The sequence below is a fragment of the Shumkonia mesophila genome, assembly GCF_026163695.1.
Lineage (GTDB): Bacteria > Pseudomonadota > Alphaproteobacteria > Rhodospirillales > Shumkoniaceae > Shumkonia > Shumkonia mesophila.
The window spans coordinates 122,754-137,499 of record NZ_JAOTID010000006.1 but is presented as its reverse complement, the minus strand read 5'-3'; the positions used below and the strand labels follow the sequence as shown (position 1 = coordinate 137,499).

Genomic DNA, 14,746 nt, shown 5'->3' with positions numbered 1-14,746 from the left:
CGCCCGGCTAGGCGAGCGAACGCTCGCCGTCGCCCGGCAGGGGGACGGCGAATCCTTCTTCGGTATATTGCTTCAGCTTGTTTCTGAGCGTGCGGATCGAGATGCCGAGGATGGTCGCCGCGTGGGTGCGGTTGCCCAGGCAATGGCCCAGGGTGTCGATGATCAGTGCGCGCTCGACGTCGGACACCGTGCGGCCGACCAGGCCGAAGGTCGTGGCGCTGCCGCCGGCGGCCGCCGGTTGGGTCCCGTGGTCGGACGCCCCGGGGACGCGTTCGCGCACGGTCAGCCCGAAGGCCTCGGGCTCGATCTCCGTCCCGCTCGACAGCAGCACGGCCCGATGCACGGTGTTTTCCAGTTCCCGCACGTTGCCCGGCCAGTCGTAGCCGGCGAGCAGCCGCATGGCCTCCTCGGAAATCGGCAGCGGCCGCAGGCCGTTGGTCTCGGCGTATTTCTTGACGAAGTGGCGGGCGAGGACCGGGATGTCCTGGGGCCGTTCGCGGAGCGAAGGCAGCGCCAGGTTGACGACGTTGAGGCGGAAGTACAGGTCGCCGCGGAAGTGGCCGGACGCCACTTCCTTCTCGAGGTCGCGGTTGCTGGTGGCCAGGATGCGCACGTCGACCGGCACCGGCTTCGCGCCGCCGACGCGGTCGATCTCGCGTTCCTGGACGGCACGCAGCAGCTTGGCCTGCATGCGCGGCTCCATCTCGCTGACTTCGTCGAGCAGCAGGGTGCCGCCGTTGGCTTCCTCGAACTTGCCGATGCGCCGGGCGACGGCGCCGGTGAAGGCGCCCTTCTCGTGGCCGAACAGCTCGGATTCCAGCAGGTTTTCCGGAATCGCCGCGCAGTTCACGGCGACGAAGCGGTTGGCCCGGCGCCGACTCTTGGCGTGGATGTATTTCGCCATCAGCTCCTTGCCGGTGCCCGACGCCCCGGTGATCAGGATGCTGGCTTCGCTGTTGGCCACCTGGCTGGCCAGCTTGAGGACCGCTGCCATGCTGGGGTCGGCATGGATGAGGGCCTGGCTCTCCTCGACCACCGCCGTCAGGATGGCCGCGATCAGTTCGGCATCGGGCGGCAGCGGCACGTATTCCTTGGCCCCGGCCTTGATGGCGCGCACCGCGGCATCGGCGTCGGTGCTGGTGCCGCAGGCGACGACCGGCACCGTCATCCGTTCGCTTTGCAGCGCCGTGACGAGATCGGCGACGCTCAGGCTGACGTCGATCATCACCAGGTCCACGCCCTGGCCCGAGCGCAGGACCTGCATGCCGCGCTCGACGTCGCTGGCCTGGAACACCTTGGCGCCGCGCGAGATGGCGATCTGGCTGGCGGCGCCGATCTGGCCGTCCAATGAACCGATGATGAGAAGCTGCATTCTTGTGTGCTCCGGACCGCGTTCTAATCGAAATACTGAACCCGCTTGATCGGTGGCAGAACGCTGTTCAACAGCATTTCCAGCCGGCGCGGGTTTTCCTGGCGGCCGATCGAGGCGACGCCCATGGCGTAGACGTTGCTGACCAGCGTTTCCTCGGCCGAGTTGCGTTCCAGCTTGGCGGCCAGGGGTGAAAAAACCATGGTGGCGAGAACCGCTCCGTAGAAGGTCGTCAGCAGGGCGACCGCCATGCTGGGGCCGATGGTCGAGGGGTCGTCGAGGCTGCCCAGCATCTGAACCAGGCCGATCAGCGTGCCGATGAGACCCATGGCGGGGGCGAATTCCGCCGCCTTGCGCAGCACGCCCGCGCTCTTGGCGTGGCGATGGAGGGTCGCCTGCATGTCCCGGCGCATGATCATCTCGACCTCCTCGGCCGGGGTGCCGTCGACGACCATCGAGATGCCCTTGTGCAGGAATGGCTCGTTTTTGAGCGATTCGAGGACGCTCTGGAGCGACAGCACACCCTGGCGCCTGGCCATTTCGGCCACCTTCAGCACGGCGATCGCGGCTTCCGAGGGGTCGCGGTCGGAGCGGAAGATGGCCTTGGAGAGAATGCCCGCGGTACGCGTCACCTCGGGCAGGGAAAAGCACATGGTGGTGACGGCGAAGGTGCCGCCGAAGACGATGAGCACGCCCGGCAGATTGACGAAGCTGGCCGGGTGGCCGCCGAGAAGGATGGCGGCACCGATCAGGCCGAACCCGCAGGCCAGGCCGACGACCGTCGCGGTGTCCATGGCCGACTTGCCACGCCCCGCCCCGTTGCCGGCCCGGATATCCGCCATCGCGTCCATCCTCATGCCCGGTCGGTCTTGACGATTTCCGTCATGGTGACGCCCAGACGATCCTCGACCACCACCACCTCGCCGCGCGCCACCAGGCGGTTGTTGACGTAGATGTCGATGGCTTCGCCGACCTTGCGGTCCAGTTCGACCACCGCGCCGCGACCCAGCTTGAGGAGCTGGCTTACCTGCATGGTGGCCTTGCCCAGCACGGCCGAAACCTGCACCGGAATGTCGTAAACCGCTTCGAGTTCCTGGGACCCGTGCGGCGCATCGGGAAAGCCGTCCCCGAGGTCGGGCGTCACGCCCCCCTTGTCCCCGTTTCCGAGGTCGGCCAGTTCCAGATCCCGATCTTCAGCCATATGTCCGTCTCCTCAATCAGTTCCCGTCGGGTGTTTCGTCGACGGGTTCGTTCCTGCCCTCGGCGATTGCCGGGTCGGCGACATCGGCGATGCTGCCGGACCCGCCCGTGTTGCGTTGGATGATCCGATCCATCTCGTCCAGAATGGCGGCGGCCTGGCGTTCGGCGCCGCCCTGGCTCCATTCGATCTTGCAGTCCCCGGGCGCGATGCCGGCTTCGCCGATGACGGCGACGGCGCCTGCGTACCCCTTGGTTCCGGCAAGGACCGTAAGCTTTTCGTCGAGCGCGCTCGTCAGGCCGTCGTTGACCCGGAAGACGACCCGGGGCTCCGTGCGCAGGCGGTCGAGCACGACGCCCGCCAAGTGCTCGATCTCGCCCAAGGCGTTGTCCTCGGCCAGGCGGGGCAGGGTCTTGCGGGCCAGCGCCCGGATGACCGTCATGCCGTCGTGTTGCAAGGCTTCGGCCGCCTGCCGCTGGGCCGCGAACAGATCGGGCAGGCCGCCCTCGATGCGGGCCAGGGTCTCGGCGATCTGCCGCTCGACGGCGGCCGATGCCTCGACGATGCCTTCCCGCTTGCCGGCGGCGAAACCCTCGCTGCGGGCGATCGCCACGTCCTCCTCGCTGAAGACCGGCGGCGGCGGCGCCTCGGGGGCGGGCGCGGCCGGCTCTTCGGCCTTGTTGGCCGGCGGCGCCGGCTCCCTCGGGGCGAAGTCGGTATCGAAGAGAAATTTGCGGATGGCGGCCATGCGCTAGTACACCAACTCGTCTTCTTCGCCGGTGCCGGAAATGGCGATCTCGCCGGACTCGGCCAGCTGCTTGGCGACCGCCACGATCGCCGCCTGCGCTTCGTCGACGTCGCGCAGCCGCACCGCGCCCATCGCCTCCATGTCCTCGCGCATCATCTTGCCGGCGCGCTCCGACATGTTGGCGAAGAACAGGTCCTTGACCTCGTCGGAAGCGCCCTTCAGCGACATCGCCAGCTGATCCTTCTCGACCTGGCGGAGCAGGGTCTGGATGCCGGTGGCGTCGACCCGGATCAGATCGTCGAAGGTGAACATCAACTGCTTGATGCGCTCGGCGGACTCGCGGTTGCGCTCTTCCAGGGCCGTCATGAAACGGTTCTCGGCGGAGCGGTCGAGGTTGTTGAAGATGTCGGCCATCATCTCGTGCGAGTCGCGGCGCGACGTGCGGGCCAGGTTGGTCATGAACTCGGTGCGCAACGTCTTCTCGACGTGATCCAGCACGTCCTTCTGCACCGCCTCCATGCGCAGCATGCGCATGATGACTTCCATGGCGAAATTCTCGGGCAGTACGGAAAGGACCCGCGCCGCGTGGTCGGGCCGGATCTTCGACAGCACGACGGCGACGGTCTGCGGATACTCGTTCTTGAAATAATTGGCCAGCACCGCCTCGTTGACGTTGCCCAGCTTGTCCCACATGGTGCGTCCGGCGGGGCCCCGGATTTCCTCCATGATCTGCGAGACCCGGTCGCCCGGCAGGGTTTTCATCAGCAGCCGCTCGGTGCTGTCGTAGGAACCGATCAGCGAACCCGAGCTCGACAACTGATCGGCGAATTCGACGAACAGCCTCTCGATGATGGCGGCGTTGACGGTGCCCAGGTTGGCCATCGTTTGCGACAGCTCGCGGATTTCCTCGTCGTCCATCATCTCGAAAAGTTTTGCCGAATGGTCCTCGCCCAACGCCAGCATGAAGATGGCGGCCTTCTGGGGACCCGTCAGCGTCCGAAAGTCTTCCTTGACCCGTGCCACGTGACGTTCCCCTTAGGTTTCTTGATAAATCCACGCCCGGACGATGGCCAATGCCTCGCTCGGGTGCTTGTCGACGATCTCGCCTACCTTTTTCACGGACGACGCCTTTACTCGCCCTTCCACACGGTCGATGTCGATGAGCTCCTCGAAATCGTCCTGATCCGGCGCCTCGCTCGGCCCGGCCAGGGCGGGGGCCGGCATGCTTTCATTGGCCAGCAGGCGGCCCTCGGCGGGCGCTGCGGAGGCGACCGGCAGGGCTTCGAAGGCCCGCGTCAGCAGCGGCCGCACCACCAGCAGGATGACCAGGATGGCGACGATGCTGAGGACCAGGATCTCGGCCATCCGCAGCATGTCCTGCTTGTTGAGGCCGAGGAACAGAACCAGCGGCGCCTCAACCGGTGTGTCCGGCTCGGCGAATTGCATGTTGATGACTTCCAGCGTATCGCCGCGCGCGGCATTGAAGCCGATGGCGCTGCGCACGAGGTTGGCCAGCTGGGTCATCTCCTGCTCGGGGCGGGGGGTGTAGGCCCGTTGCCCCTGGCCGTTGGGGGCATAGACGCCGTCGACCAGAACCGCCACCGACAGGCGGTTGACGGAGCCGATCTCCTTGACGTGGTTCACCACCTTTTTCGAGATCTCGTAGTTGACGGTTTCCTCGGTCCGGCTTTCCGCCGACGTGGCCGAAGCCCCGCCGCCGATCTGGTTGGGGTCCGGCAGGTTGTTGGCCACCGTCACCGACTGCGGATCGGCTTCGCGGCTGCTCGAGTTTTCCTCGACCGTCTGGGTGGAGCGCACCACCTGCCCGTCGGGATTGTACTGCTCCTCGCTGGTGCTGATGCGGTCGAAATCCATGTCGGCGCGCACCTCGGCCCGTACCCGGCCGAAGCCGACGGCGCGCTCCAGCAGCTCTTCGACGGTCCGGGCCATGCGGTTCTCGTAGGTCCGCTTGCGCTCCTCGGTCTTGACCGCCGCCGTGGCGGGATCGTTCAGGTCTTCGAAGCCGCCGGCCAGCAGGCTGCCCTTGTCGTCGATGATGGAAATGCGGTTGGGGGTCAGCTTCGGCACCGCGGCGGCGACCAAGTGCTGGATCGCCGTCACCTGCCCGCGGTCGAGCCGGGAGATGCCCTTCATCTTGAGCACGATGGACGCGCTGGGTTCCTGCTTTTCGCGGCTGAACAGTTCGCGGCGCGGCATGACCAGATGGACGCGCGCCGAGCGGACCGATTCGATGGCCCCGATGGTGCGGGCCAGTTCGCCTTCCAGCGCCCGCACCAGGTTGATGTTCTGGACGAAGTCGGTCGAGCCCAGGGAATCGGCGGAGTCGAACAATTCATAGCCGACGGTGCCGCCGCTCGGCAGCCCCTGCTGGGCCATGGTCAGGCGCATCCGCGAAACCTGATCGGCCGGTACGTGAACTTCGGTGCCGTTCTTCCTCAGCTCGTAGGGAACGGACTGGGCGTCCAACTGAGCTGCGATGCGGGTCGCGTCGTTGGTGTCGAGGTCGCCGTATAGAAGCGCCATCTGCGGGCTGGCCAGGCGCGTCGACAGAAAGATGAAGAAGGCGATGAGGCCGAAGACGACGCCGCCCATGATGGACAGGCGCATCGGGCCCAGATTGCGGAGGGTTTGCAGAAGGGTTTCCACGAAATTTCCTCGCCTAAAACGACTTCTCGCCGCCATGACCGTCGGCGGGTCGGCCCATGGGGCCAGCGTTGGCAGACTAAGGGGGGGATCGTGAAAGAGTCGTTAACAGTGGGCAAAAGTTGCCTACCGCCAGCCCTCAGGCCGGGGAGCGGCCTCTCGCATGCCGTGTGGCGTCGGGGCCTTGCCGGCCGTCCGCGTCGCACAGGCGTTCCCACGACAGGAACTCCTCGATGGAAAGCGCGTAGCGCCGGCAGGCTTCGTCGAGCGAGATGAGCCCGGCACGCACGCCGGCGACGACGTCGGCCTTGCGGCGGCGGACCCAGCGCCCGGTATCGGGGGGCGGCAGGTCGTCCAAGGTCAGCGTCCGGGCGGCCGGCGCCGCAGGGGAGGGGACTGGGCGCAAGGAACGGGGGGTGGCCAGGGCCTGGTTCATCGTCGGCCTTCTTGCGTTGGATTATACGAGGATGCGTTGAAGGAAAGAGTAACCCGCCCACCTTAACGAATTCCTAGCGCGGGCTTGTCGGCGCATCCCGGTCCTCCGATAGAACTGGATACCCCGGACTTCGCCGGGGTATGACGAATCAGGGAAGGCTGCTTCACTTGCCGTCATTACCCGGCTCCGTCCGGGCAATCCAGGCCTCGTTCCGGCGAATAAGGATTGGGCTCCGAAGGGGGCGGAAAACCCCTTCGGAGCCCTGGGCTTGGGACAGTGGGTTTGGGAAACCCGTTGTCTTGCCACGGTCCGGCCCGATGTTGGGATGCCGGGGGACGGTTGGGTGCCGGTCCCGGAATCCCGGGCTTGGGACAGTGGACTTGCGGAAACTTCTGGCGTCTTCCTTTCCTGGCTGGGTGGCTCCGGGGGCAGTGGGCACCGGCCCCGGAGCCTGGGTTTGGGACAGTTGGGACTTGCGGAAAAAAGGGGTTACTTGATCCTCGTCAGTTCATCGAGCATCTCGTCGGCGGTGCGGATGATCTTGGTGCTGGCCGAATAGGCGCGCTGCACGACGATCATCTTGGTGAACTCCTCGCCGATGTCGACGGTGGAGGCCTCGAGCGCGCCCTGGGTGACGGCGCCGGCGGGGCCACTGTCGGCGACGCGCAGCGTGTAGTCGCCCGACGCCTCGGTGGCGTTCCAGATGTTGCCGGTGCGGGCCTCGAGCGCGTTGGGGTTGACGAAGGTGGCGATCGGAACCTTGAAGATGTTGCGGGTCTCGCCGTTGTCGAACAGCGCGGTGACCAGGCCCTCGGGCGAGATGGTGACGCCGGCGAAGGTGCCGAAGCGTGAACCGTTCTGCTGGATGAAGACCGGGGTGAAGGAAGCGCCGAACTGGGTCATGCCGTCGGCCTCGCCCAGGGTACCGAAGTCCATGGCGATGCGCGGGCTGTTGCCCAGCGCCCCGTTCATATCGGCGGCGCCGCTGGCGAAGCCCAGGATCTCCAGCGATCCGACATTGACCGATTCCGGCAGGCCGTCGACGTCGAAGTGAAGGCCGTAGAGGGTATTCACGTCGATCGCGGCGACGTTGGTGAAGGTGCCGCCATCGGGGGGTGTGGGCGCGGTCGCGATGCCGGAAGCGTCGACCGAATAGCTGCCGCTGGGCAGCGACGACAAGACCAGGGTATTGTTGGCGGCGCTGTTGTCGTTTCGGCGGATGCGCACCCGGTTGCCCGACATCTGTGGATCGTTGAGTTCGATGGTGTTTTCAAGGTCGGCGAGGTCGTCAGCCACCGAAGCGTTGCCCGTGATATTCCATCGCTTCAGCGTCGCTGTTTCGACGACGCTGGCGTCATCGTCAGCCTCGTATGTGATGCCGTTGATGACGATGGTTTCGCCGTCGGCAACCTGGGCGCTGAAGGTGAGTTGCGTATTGTCGGCGTAGGCCGCATTCTGCTTCAGCACGTTGAAGGCCGAGGTTTGTTTGGTGACCGGGTTGCCGTCGACATCCAACAGACCGACCGGGTTCACCGAGATGGCGTCGGTGCCGTTCTCGTGGAAGAGCAGCGCGGTCGGGGAGTTGGGGCTCAGCGTCACCCGCTCATAGCCGACGTCGAAGTCGGTATCGGTGGCCTGGATGGTTGTCAGCAGCCGGGCGACGTCATCGGACAGCGTGGTGGCGGTGGCAATGTTGACGGCCGTGTTGCCGGCGGTGATGGTTGCGTCGGTGTCGAACTCGTAGGTGGTGCCGTCGATGGTGATCGTCGCGCCGTCGGCCGGGCGGTCGGTGAATTCCAACAGGCCCTTGCTGTCGTAAACCAGCGGCGTCAGCGGCGTGCTGTCGTAAAGGGTCATCACTGTGGTGCCCGAGGGCGGCACGATGTCGACGTCCCACTGGTTGGCGCGTCCCGAGCGCATGTAGGAGACGCTGAAGGTGCCGGCGTTGCCCAGCGTGTCGAAGAACTGCACGTCGGTCTTCTGGAAGCCGTCCTGGGCGGTGGCGAGCACCGGGTCGTAGGTGCTGGCGTTGGCCGGCAGGTTGGCGCCGATGGCGATCGTGGTGGTTGCCGCCGCGGTGCCGCCGACCCGGCTGAGGTTGATGGTCTGCAGGAAGTCGGTCGAGACGATGTTCTGGTTGGGGATCGGGTTGGTGATGGGGTCGACCGCCTGCACGACGCCGGCGGCATCCGTCGGCCAGCCCTGCAGGTAATAGCCCGAGGTGTTCTTGAGATAACCCTCGTCGTCCATGATGAACGAGCCGGCCCGGGTATAGAGGAACTGATCCGTGTTGGTCGGCCGCGCCGCCTCGTTGACGACGAAGAATCCCTGGCCCGAGATGGCGATGTCGGTCTGCGAGGTGGAAGCCTGCAACAGGCCCTGCACCTCGGTCCGCTGGCGGGGCTTGGACTGCACGCCGCCGGCCGAATAGAAGGTCGCCGACACCTGCTTGGTCACCAGCGTCTGGAAATTGACGTCGGTGTTCTTGTAGCCGATGGTGCTGACGTTGGTAATGTTGTCCGACACCGCACCCATGGCGCTGCTCTGGGCCGTGAGGCCAGACACGCCGGAAAACATTGCACCGAACAAACTCATTTCATCACTCCTTCGGCTTTGCGGTCGTCCCGCGTAGCGAATTCATCTCATCTGGCGGACGATGCCGTCCGCCGGCGATTCCTTACTGCGTGGTCGTTGCGGTCTTGGTCTCGTTGACCGACAGCACGGCGGCCATCGGCACCGCGACGTCGTCCATATAGAGGACGACCTGGCCGCTCTCGGCGCCGGCCCCGGTGACGCGCCCAAAGACGGTCTGCGACACCTCCAGCGTCTTGCCGGTGTTGTCGACGGCGGACACCACCGCGGTATAGACGCCGTCCGGAAGCTGGTTGCCCTGCTCGTCCTTGCCGTCCCAGTCGTGGACGTGATAGCCGCTCTCGGTCTTGCCGGTCAGGGTGGCGACGGTCTTGCCGTCTTCGTCCTTGATGGTGATCGTCGTCGACTTGGAGTTCTGGCCGATCGCGTAGGAGAACTTGGCCTCGCCCTCATCCAGATTCATGACGTTGCCCTTGGCCTCGATCGTGGTCCCCAGATAGCCGACCATGGAAGCCACCTGCGTGGTCTGTTGCAGGGTGATCAGGTCTTCCAGATGGGCGTTGCCGTAGATCTGCTGCTCGACGCTGGCGAACTGCACCAGCTGCGAGGTGAACTCGGTGGCGTCCATCGGCTCCAGCGGGTCCTGGTGCTTCAACTGCGTGACCAGCAGGTTGAGGAACTTGTTCAGGTCGTCGTTGAGCTTGTCTTTCGCCTGGCCTGATTGGCCGGTGGAGGCGGCGTCGGTTCCGGAAATGCCCGAGAGAATAGCCATGATCTCGTTTCCTATGCGCGGATGTCGATCCGTCCGTCGGGACGGATGCCACCCGGATAATCGATCCAGGCCGGGGTTTCGGCGGTGGTTTCATCGGCGGCGAGGGTCTCCTGGCCGGAACGGCCGCCGGTTACCTGCCGGTCGCCCTCCTGGCCCTGGCCCTGCTGTCCGCGCAGGCTGAAGTTGAGGCTGCCGGTGTCGGTCTGAAGCCCGGCCTGCTGAAGGGCGCGTTCCAGTTCGCGGGCGTCCTTCTGCAGCATGTCCAGCGTTTCCTTGGAATCGGCCGTTACCGTCGCCGAGACCCGGCCGTCGGTGACTTCGAGGCGGACATCCACGCGGCCCAGGTGTTCGGGGCGCAACTGGATGTTGATGCGATCGACGCCGTCCTTGACGGCCTTGGAAATCTGCACCGAGACCTGATCGACGGCGGCCTGCTGCGCCACCGTGAAGCGCGGCTGGCTGGCGGCCTGGGCTTGCGTGGCATGCGAAGCGGAAGCGGTGTGGAGCGCGGCCTGCGCGCCGCTGCCGGCCAGGCTCTCGCCGCCGCCCGAGGAGGTCTGCATGCCGGCGGAGGCGGTTGGGCCAGCCGCCTGCACGATGGTCTTGGCGGCATCGGCGGCGACCGAGGCGCCCGTCGCGCGGGCCATCTGGGCCTCGGCCTGCTGGTTCTGGGCGGCCAGGGGGCTGGCCTCGGTGCCGGCCAGGGCGGCCTGGACGGTGGCGTTGAGCGGCGCGGCCTGGGCGGCCGGTGCCGTCGCCGGGGCGGCCGACGTGGCGGGCTCGGCAGTGGCGGCGATGATCGGCGCGCTCAGGGTGGCGGCGGGCTGGGAAACCAGCTGCGCCGACGGTTCGGCGACGGCGGTGCGAACGGCGATGAGGTTGCCGCTGCCGGTGAGGCGCGACAGCGCGGCGGCCTGCTGGACCTTGAGGTCGGCGGCGTTCAGGTGGGTGTCGCCGGCCGTCTGGGCCTCGCCCTCCGGGGCGTCGGCGGCGTTGGCGCCGGCAAGGATGGCTTGCGGGGTGGCCGGGGCCGTCGTGGCGGCGGTGGCGGCCGGGACGGTGGCGGCGGTGGCAGCGGCCAGCTTGGCATCGGCGGCCGCGTTGCCCTGGCCGGCGGCGATCACTGCCACGGACAGGTCGTCGACGGCCGAAACCGTGTCGGCGGCGGCGGATGCGGGGTCGGCGCCGGTCGCCGGGCTTTGCGCGAATAGCTGGGTCGCCAGCACGCTGGCAACGAAATCGGCGGGGGCGGAGACGGGCGCCGCCTCGGTGGGCACGGCCGCCGGATCGACGGCGGCGACGGCTTCATCCTGCGGCGCGGCCGGATCGACGGGGGCCGCGGCTTCGCCGGTGGCCGCCGTGTCGGGGGCGGCTTCCGCCGGTTCGGCCGGACGTTCTGCGCCATCCGTGGGCCTGGCGGAGGCGTCTTCTTCCGGGGCGGCCGACGCGGGCGTTTTCGCCCGGCCGGCCTTTTCGGAAGCTGCGGATTCCTCCGCCGGCTTCGTATCGTTTTTGCGGGTCCGCTGCCCGGCTTCGCGCTCGCGGCTCGTCCTCTCGGCGGAGGCCGTCGTCGCCTCGTCGCGGCGTTCGGAGCGCGACTCCCGGGGACGCTCGGCCGCTTCGGCGTCGCGGGCGGCCGCCCGGGTCTCGGCCTTGGTCTGGGACGTCAGGCTGCCGGCGTCGCTTTGCATGCGCACGCTGGCATTGCGCAGCATATCGCTGAACGTGGCGATGAGCCCCTGGACGGCGTCGCCCGTGGTGGCGTCGTGCGAAAGGGATTCGCCTTTCTGGGGGGTCTTCGACGGAACGGCAAAAACGTTCATTGCGATACCTGTTCGTGCAAAATCGGTCGGGCTTCTCCGAGCAAACACTGGGCCAACCGGAAAAATTCCGGCAAGTCGTTGAAAAACAATCCAGTTTTTGCGGGTCCCCAATCCGGGGGCGGGCCGTCGCCGCTGCCGCCCGGCAGAAAATGACCAGCGCCGAGCGGCACGAAATGCCGACCGGCGGTGCGGCGGGCATGGGCAAGCGACGGGCGCGCTGCTAGGATGCCGGCGCCTTTTCAAGCAGCCGGGCCCCGATCATGAAACAGTCGAGCGAGCGCGCCATCGTCACCCTGGCCATCGGCGACGGCTACGTCGCCAATTTCGTGCGCCACACGCGCCCGAACTGGGAGCGCTACTGCCGCAGGCACGGCTACGACCTGATCCTGCTGACCGAGCCGATCGACGCCAAGCGCGACCCGGCGGGCAAGTCGATCCACTGGCAGAAGCTTCTGATCGGCATGATTCCGCAGCTGCGCGAGTACCGGCAGCTGGCCTGGATGGACGGCGACATCCTGATCAACGACCGCCTCGCCCCCTGCCTGTTCTCGCAGGTCAAGGGCGGCGGCATCGGGGTGGTCGACGGCTCGGACAGCTTCTATCGGGCCGACGACATCTTTAATCTCCACGCGCGCTACCTGATCCTCAACCACTTCTCGGACCGCAAGCGGGGAGCCGCTCCCGAGGGCGTGGAGAAGGTGACCGTCACCGATGGCGATCTCGCCGAATACTATCGCTTCTTCGGTTTCCCCGAGCCGGCCGGGCGGATGATCAACACCGGCGTCCTGGTCTTTTCGCCGGCCGCCCACGGCGATTTCCTGGCCGAGGTGTATCTCAAGTACGAGCGCGACTACATGGACCTGGAGCAGACGCCGCTGTCCTACGAATTGCAGGTCAGCGGCCGGGCCGAATACATCGATCCGCGCTTCAACGTGACGTGGTCGTCGGTTGCTGCCGAGCACTATCCGTTCCTGTTCAACGAGGACCTCGTCCCCGACCACGCGGCGCTGCTGCGCCTGTGTGTCAACGCCGCCTTCCGCAACGCCTATTTCCTGCATTTTGCGGCCAGCGCCAGGAACCCCATCGTCAAGGGCGCCTTCGAGATGATCGACCACGAGGCCGACAACGTGGTCGCGCTGACCTTCCCCGAGCAGTGGGCGAGGCGGGACGAGTACATGGAGCTTTGCCCGCTCAAGGGCCTCGACAGCACCGGCCGCGGCATCCTTTTCTAGGGGGCGAACCGCCGCGCTTGCGCCCTTGCCGCCGCCGGGGGCCCCTTCCCACATGGAGAAGACAGGGATTTCGCTTGGGGAGGCGCCGCTAAGCCATGGCCACCTTTCTCGCTTTCATCGGCGTTTCGATCGTCGTCATCGTCACGCCCGGCCCCGACACCGCCATCACCATCCGCAACACGCTCTTGGGCGGGCGGACGGCGGGCGTCTTCACGGCGGCCGGCATCGCCGCCGGCCAGACGATCTGGGCCATCGCGACGAGCGCCGGCGTGGTGGCCCTGCTGGTCGCCTCCGAACCGCTGTTTCTCGCCGTGAAGTACGCCGGCGCCGCCTATCTGGTGTTCCTGGGCCTCCAGGCGCTCAGGGCCGCCCTCCGCCCGGCACCGGCCGGCGCCCCCGGTCCGGGCGCCGCGCGCGAGACCCGGCCGGCCCGCCGCCTTGCGCCTGCCGCCGCCTTCGCCCAGGGGGTGGTGAGCGACCTCGGCAATCCCAAGATGGCGGTCTTCTTCGCCAGCCTGCTGCCGCAGTTCGTGCCGGGGGGCGTCGCCACCTTCGCGGCGCTCATGGCCCTGGGCGCCGTCTTCGCCGCCATGACCTTTTGCTGGCTCGCCCTTTACGCCGCCGTCATCGCCAGGGCCGGAGACTTCCTGCGCCGCGCCGCCATCCGGCGGGCCATCGAGGGCATCACCGGCACCGTGCTGGTGGCCCTGGGCCTCCGGCTGGCCGCCGAGCAGCGCTAGACCGCAATTACCCACAAAAAAACCGGACCCACGAGGGGCCCGGCGAGTTTTACAGGGAGGCTTCACGTCTGGGGGACGCGGGAGCCGGTCAGGGACCGGACCCCAGTCCAGGCATCGCGCCTGAACAGAATGATATTTACTCGCACCACGCAAAAATGTGCAGCGTCGATGGAACCGGCGGCTCCGGGATGCGCTCCGGCCCTAGATATGAGAGGGGGGAAACGGCCCCTGGGGAAGCGCCGCAAAGGTCCGTTGCAAGCCCCTGACCGCCGCGACCTTGTCTCCAGAGACAATGGCCGTTACCACCTCCACGTGGCCTTCGACAATACGATGCCATTCATCCCAGTCGGTGAGGCTCATGGTCATCAGGGTAATGCAGGGCCCGATCATGTATTCCAGCACCCGGATGAGGTGATAGTTCCGCGAAAGCGCCCAAATCGTCCGATGGATATTGACATCGGCATCCACTAGGTCGGCGGCTTGGTGATTCCGTTCCGCCTCCACCATCCTGTCGACCAGGATTTGCAGTTCCGGTGCGCCCTCTTCGCCGATGTTTTCCGTCGCCAGTTCGACGGCGCGCGTTTCCAACACCAGCCGCACGTCGTAAAGCTGCTCGACGCTTTCGCGGCTTAGCCCGGCGACATACGTCCCCTTTCCCTGGGTGATGGTGACCAGCCCTTCCCGGGCCAGCAATTGAAAAGCGTAGCGTAACGGACCGCGGCTGGTCCCAATCTGCTTCGCCAAGATATCCTCGACCAGCCGGGTTCCGTGGGGAAGTTCCCCATTCAGAATCTTCCGCCGCAGGAGATCGGCCGCCTTGTCACCGAGGAGCGTGCCCCGGTTCACCTGTTCGGAAACGGCCAGTTCCGGCCGGGGGCTCCCTCCCTCATTCTGCATGGGAAAGCCAGCAAGACTCCCCCTCCCGAAAAAAACATCGTCCCGCCTGTTCATGCCGAGCGTCTCGCTCCTCTTTCTCATCGTCGTTCGATGCCCGTCGTCGGTTAACGAATGACGGACCAACGCTATAAATATCCGCCGCGGCAGGTCAAGGCAATGCCCCACGCCGGCAAATTCCAGCGTCTTCGGCCAGATACAGCGGGTTTAAAGGGAAAATGAGAGGCCCTTGAACGTGCCGCATATTTATGCATAATTCAGCGTAGTTAACCGTTAAC

At 66.5% G+C, this 14,746-nt stretch carries 14 protein-coding genes; 3 read left to right on the top strand and 11 right to left on the bottom strand.

The window, feature by feature from the left end:
- Window positions 1-7: 7 nt before the first annotated feature.
- From ODR01_RS12035 to ODR01_RS11990, 10 genes are all read right to left on the bottom strand, one after another.
- Window positions 8-1,372, bottom strand: coding sequence for a sigma-54-dependent transcriptional regulator (locus tag ODR01_RS12035; RefSeq protein ID WP_316977905.1), 1,365 nt, complete (start codon window positions 1,370-1,372; stop codon window positions 8-10).
- Window positions 1,373-1,395: 23 nt separating this feature from the next.
- Window positions 1,396-2,211, bottom strand: coding sequence for a motility protein A (locus tag ODR01_RS12030; protein ID WP_316977904.1), 816 nt, complete (start codon window positions 2,209-2,211; stop codon window positions 1,396-1,398).
- Between the two features lie 11 nt (window positions 2,212-2,222).
- Window positions 2,223-2,570, bottom strand: coding sequence for a flagellar motor switch protein FliN (gene fliN / locus ODR01_RS12025; RefSeq protein WP_316977903.1), 348 nt, complete (start codon window positions 2,568-2,570; stop codon window positions 2,223-2,225).
- Between the two features lie 16 nt (window positions 2,571-2,586).
- The gene (locus ODR01_RS12020; RefSeq protein ID WP_316977902.1) at window positions 2,587-3,315 is read right to left on the bottom strand and encodes a FliH/SctL family protein; all 729 of its coding nucleotides are present in this window, start codon (window positions 3,313-3,315) and stop codon (window positions 2,587-2,589) included.
- 3 nt (window positions 3,316-3,318) lie between these two features.
- The gene (gene fliG, locus ODR01_RS12015; protein WP_316977901.1) at window positions 3,319-4,338 is read right to left on the bottom strand and encodes a flagellar motor switch protein FliG; all 1,020 of its coding nucleotides are present in this window, start codon (window positions 4,336-4,338) and stop codon (window positions 3,319-3,321) included.
- Window positions 4,339-4,350: 12 nt separating this feature from the next.
- On the bottom strand, window positions 4,351-5,982 hold the full coding sequence (gene fliF / locus ODR01_RS12010) for a flagellar basal-body MS-ring/collar protein FliF (protein ID WP_316977900.1): 1,632 nt from the start codon (window positions 5,980-5,982) through the stop codon (window positions 4,351-4,353).
- Between the two features lie 136 nt (window positions 5,983-6,118).
- Window positions 6,119-6,415 carry a CtrA inhibitor SciP gene (gene sciP, locus ODR01_RS12005; protein ID WP_316977899.1) on the bottom strand — a complete coding sequence of 99 codons (297 nt, stop codon included), beginning with the start codon at window positions 6,413-6,415 and terminating at the stop codon, window positions 6,119-6,121.
- 489 nt (window positions 6,416-6,904) lie between these two features.
- Entirely contained in the window at window positions 6,905-9,010 is a 2,106-nt protein-coding gene (locus ODR01_RS12000) for a flagellar hook-basal body complex protein (RefSeq protein WP_316977898.1), read from the bottom strand.
- Between the two features lie 82 nt (window positions 9,011-9,092).
- Window positions 9,093-9,779 carry a flagellar hook assembly protein FlgD gene (locus ODR01_RS11995; RefSeq protein ID WP_316977897.1) on the bottom strand — a complete coding sequence of 229 codons (687 nt, stop codon included), beginning with the start codon at window positions 9,777-9,779 and terminating at the stop codon, window positions 9,093-9,095.
- An 11-nt stretch (window positions 9,780-9,790) separates the two neighbouring features.
- Window positions 9,791-11,602: a flagellar hook-length control protein FliK gene (locus tag ODR01_RS11990; RefSeq protein WP_316977896.1), complete on the bottom strand. Its 1,812-nt coding sequence runs from the start codon at window positions 11,600-11,602 to the stop codon at window positions 9,791-9,793.
- Here ODR01_RS11990 and ODR01_RS11985 point away from each other — a divergent pair.
- The 3 genes from ODR01_RS11985 (at window position 11,602) to ODR01_RS11975 (ending at window position 13,574) form a co-directional block, all read left to right on the top strand.
- Window positions 11,602-11,826 carry a hypothetical protein gene (locus tag ODR01_RS11985; protein WP_316977895.1) on the top strand — a complete coding sequence of 75 codons (225 nt, stop codon included), beginning with the start codon at window positions 11,602-11,604 and terminating at the stop codon, window positions 11,824-11,826. The genes ODR01_RS11990 and ODR01_RS11985 overlap by 1 nt on opposite strands.
- A 36-nt stretch (window positions 11,827-11,862) precedes the next feature.
- The gene (locus tag ODR01_RS11980) at window positions 11,863-12,834 is read left to right on the top strand and encodes a hypothetical protein (RefSeq protein WP_316977894.1); all 972 of its coding nucleotides are present in this window, start codon (window positions 11,863-11,865) and stop codon (window positions 12,832-12,834) included.
- A gap of 95 nt (window positions 12,835-12,929) precedes the next feature.
- Window positions 12,930-13,574, top strand: a complete 645-nt coding sequence (locus ODR01_RS11975) for a LysE family translocator (RefSeq protein ID WP_316977893.1) — start codon at window positions 12,930-12,932, stop codon at window positions 13,572-13,574.
- A 201-nt stretch (window positions 13,575-13,775) separates the two neighbouring features.
- On the opposite strand, the gene ODR01_RS11970 is transcribed toward ODR01_RS11975, so the two are convergent.
- Window positions 13,776-14,525 carry a GntR family transcriptional regulator gene (locus ODR01_RS11970; RefSeq protein WP_316977892.1) on the bottom strand — a complete coding sequence of 250 codons (750 nt, stop codon included), beginning with the start codon at window positions 14,523-14,525 and terminating at the stop codon, window positions 13,776-13,778.
- Between the last annotated feature and the right edge of the window lie 221 nt (window positions 14,526-14,746).

What these genes read in the sequence shown, in the direction of transcription:
- ODR01_RS12035 (WP_316977905.1), bottom strand. Translation starts at nt 1,372, where the DNA reads ATGCAGCTTCTCATCATCGGTTCATTGGACGGCCAGATCGGCGCCGCC.
- ODR01_RS12030 (WP_316977904.1), bottom strand. Translation starts at nt 2,211, where the DNA reads ATGGCGGATATCCGGGCCGGCAACGGGGCGGGGCGTGGCAAGTCGGCC.
- fliN (WP_316977903.1), bottom strand. Translation starts at nt 2,570, where the DNA reads ATGGCTGAAGATCGGGATCTGGAACTGGCCGACCTCGGAAACGGGGAC.
- ODR01_RS12020 (WP_316977902.1), bottom strand. Translation starts at nt 3,315, where the DNA reads ATGGCCGCCATCCGCAAATTTCTCTTCGATACCGACTTCGCCCCGAGG.
- sciP (WP_316977899.1), bottom strand. Translation starts at nt 6,415, where the DNA reads ATGAACCAGGCCCTGGCCACCCCCCGTTCCTTGCGCCCAGTCCCCTCC.
- ODR01_RS12000 (WP_316977898.1), bottom strand. Translation starts at nt 9,010, where the DNA reads ATGAGTTTGTTCGGTGCAATGTTTTCCGGCGTGTCTGGCCTCACGGCC.
- ODR01_RS11995 (WP_316977897.1), bottom strand. Translation starts at nt 9,779, where the DNA reads ATGGCTATTCTCTCGGGCATTTCCGGAACCGACGCCGCCTCCACCGGC.
- ODR01_RS11990 (WP_316977896.1), bottom strand. Translation starts at nt 11,602, where the DNA reads ATGAACGTTTTTGCCGTTCCGTCGAAGACCCCCCAGAAAGGCGAATCC.
- ODR01_RS11980 (WP_316977894.1), top strand. Translation starts at nt 11,863, where the DNA reads ATGAAACAGTCGAGCGAGCGCGCCATCGTCACCCTGGCCATCGGCGAC.
- ODR01_RS11975 (WP_316977893.1), top strand. Translation starts at nt 12,930, where the DNA reads ATGGCCACCTTTCTCGCTTTCATCGGCGTTTCGATCGTCGTCATCGTC.
- ODR01_RS11970 (WP_316977892.1), bottom strand. Translation starts at nt 14,525, where the DNA reads ATGAACAGGCGGGACGATGTTTTTTTCGGGAGGGGGAGTCTTGCTGGC.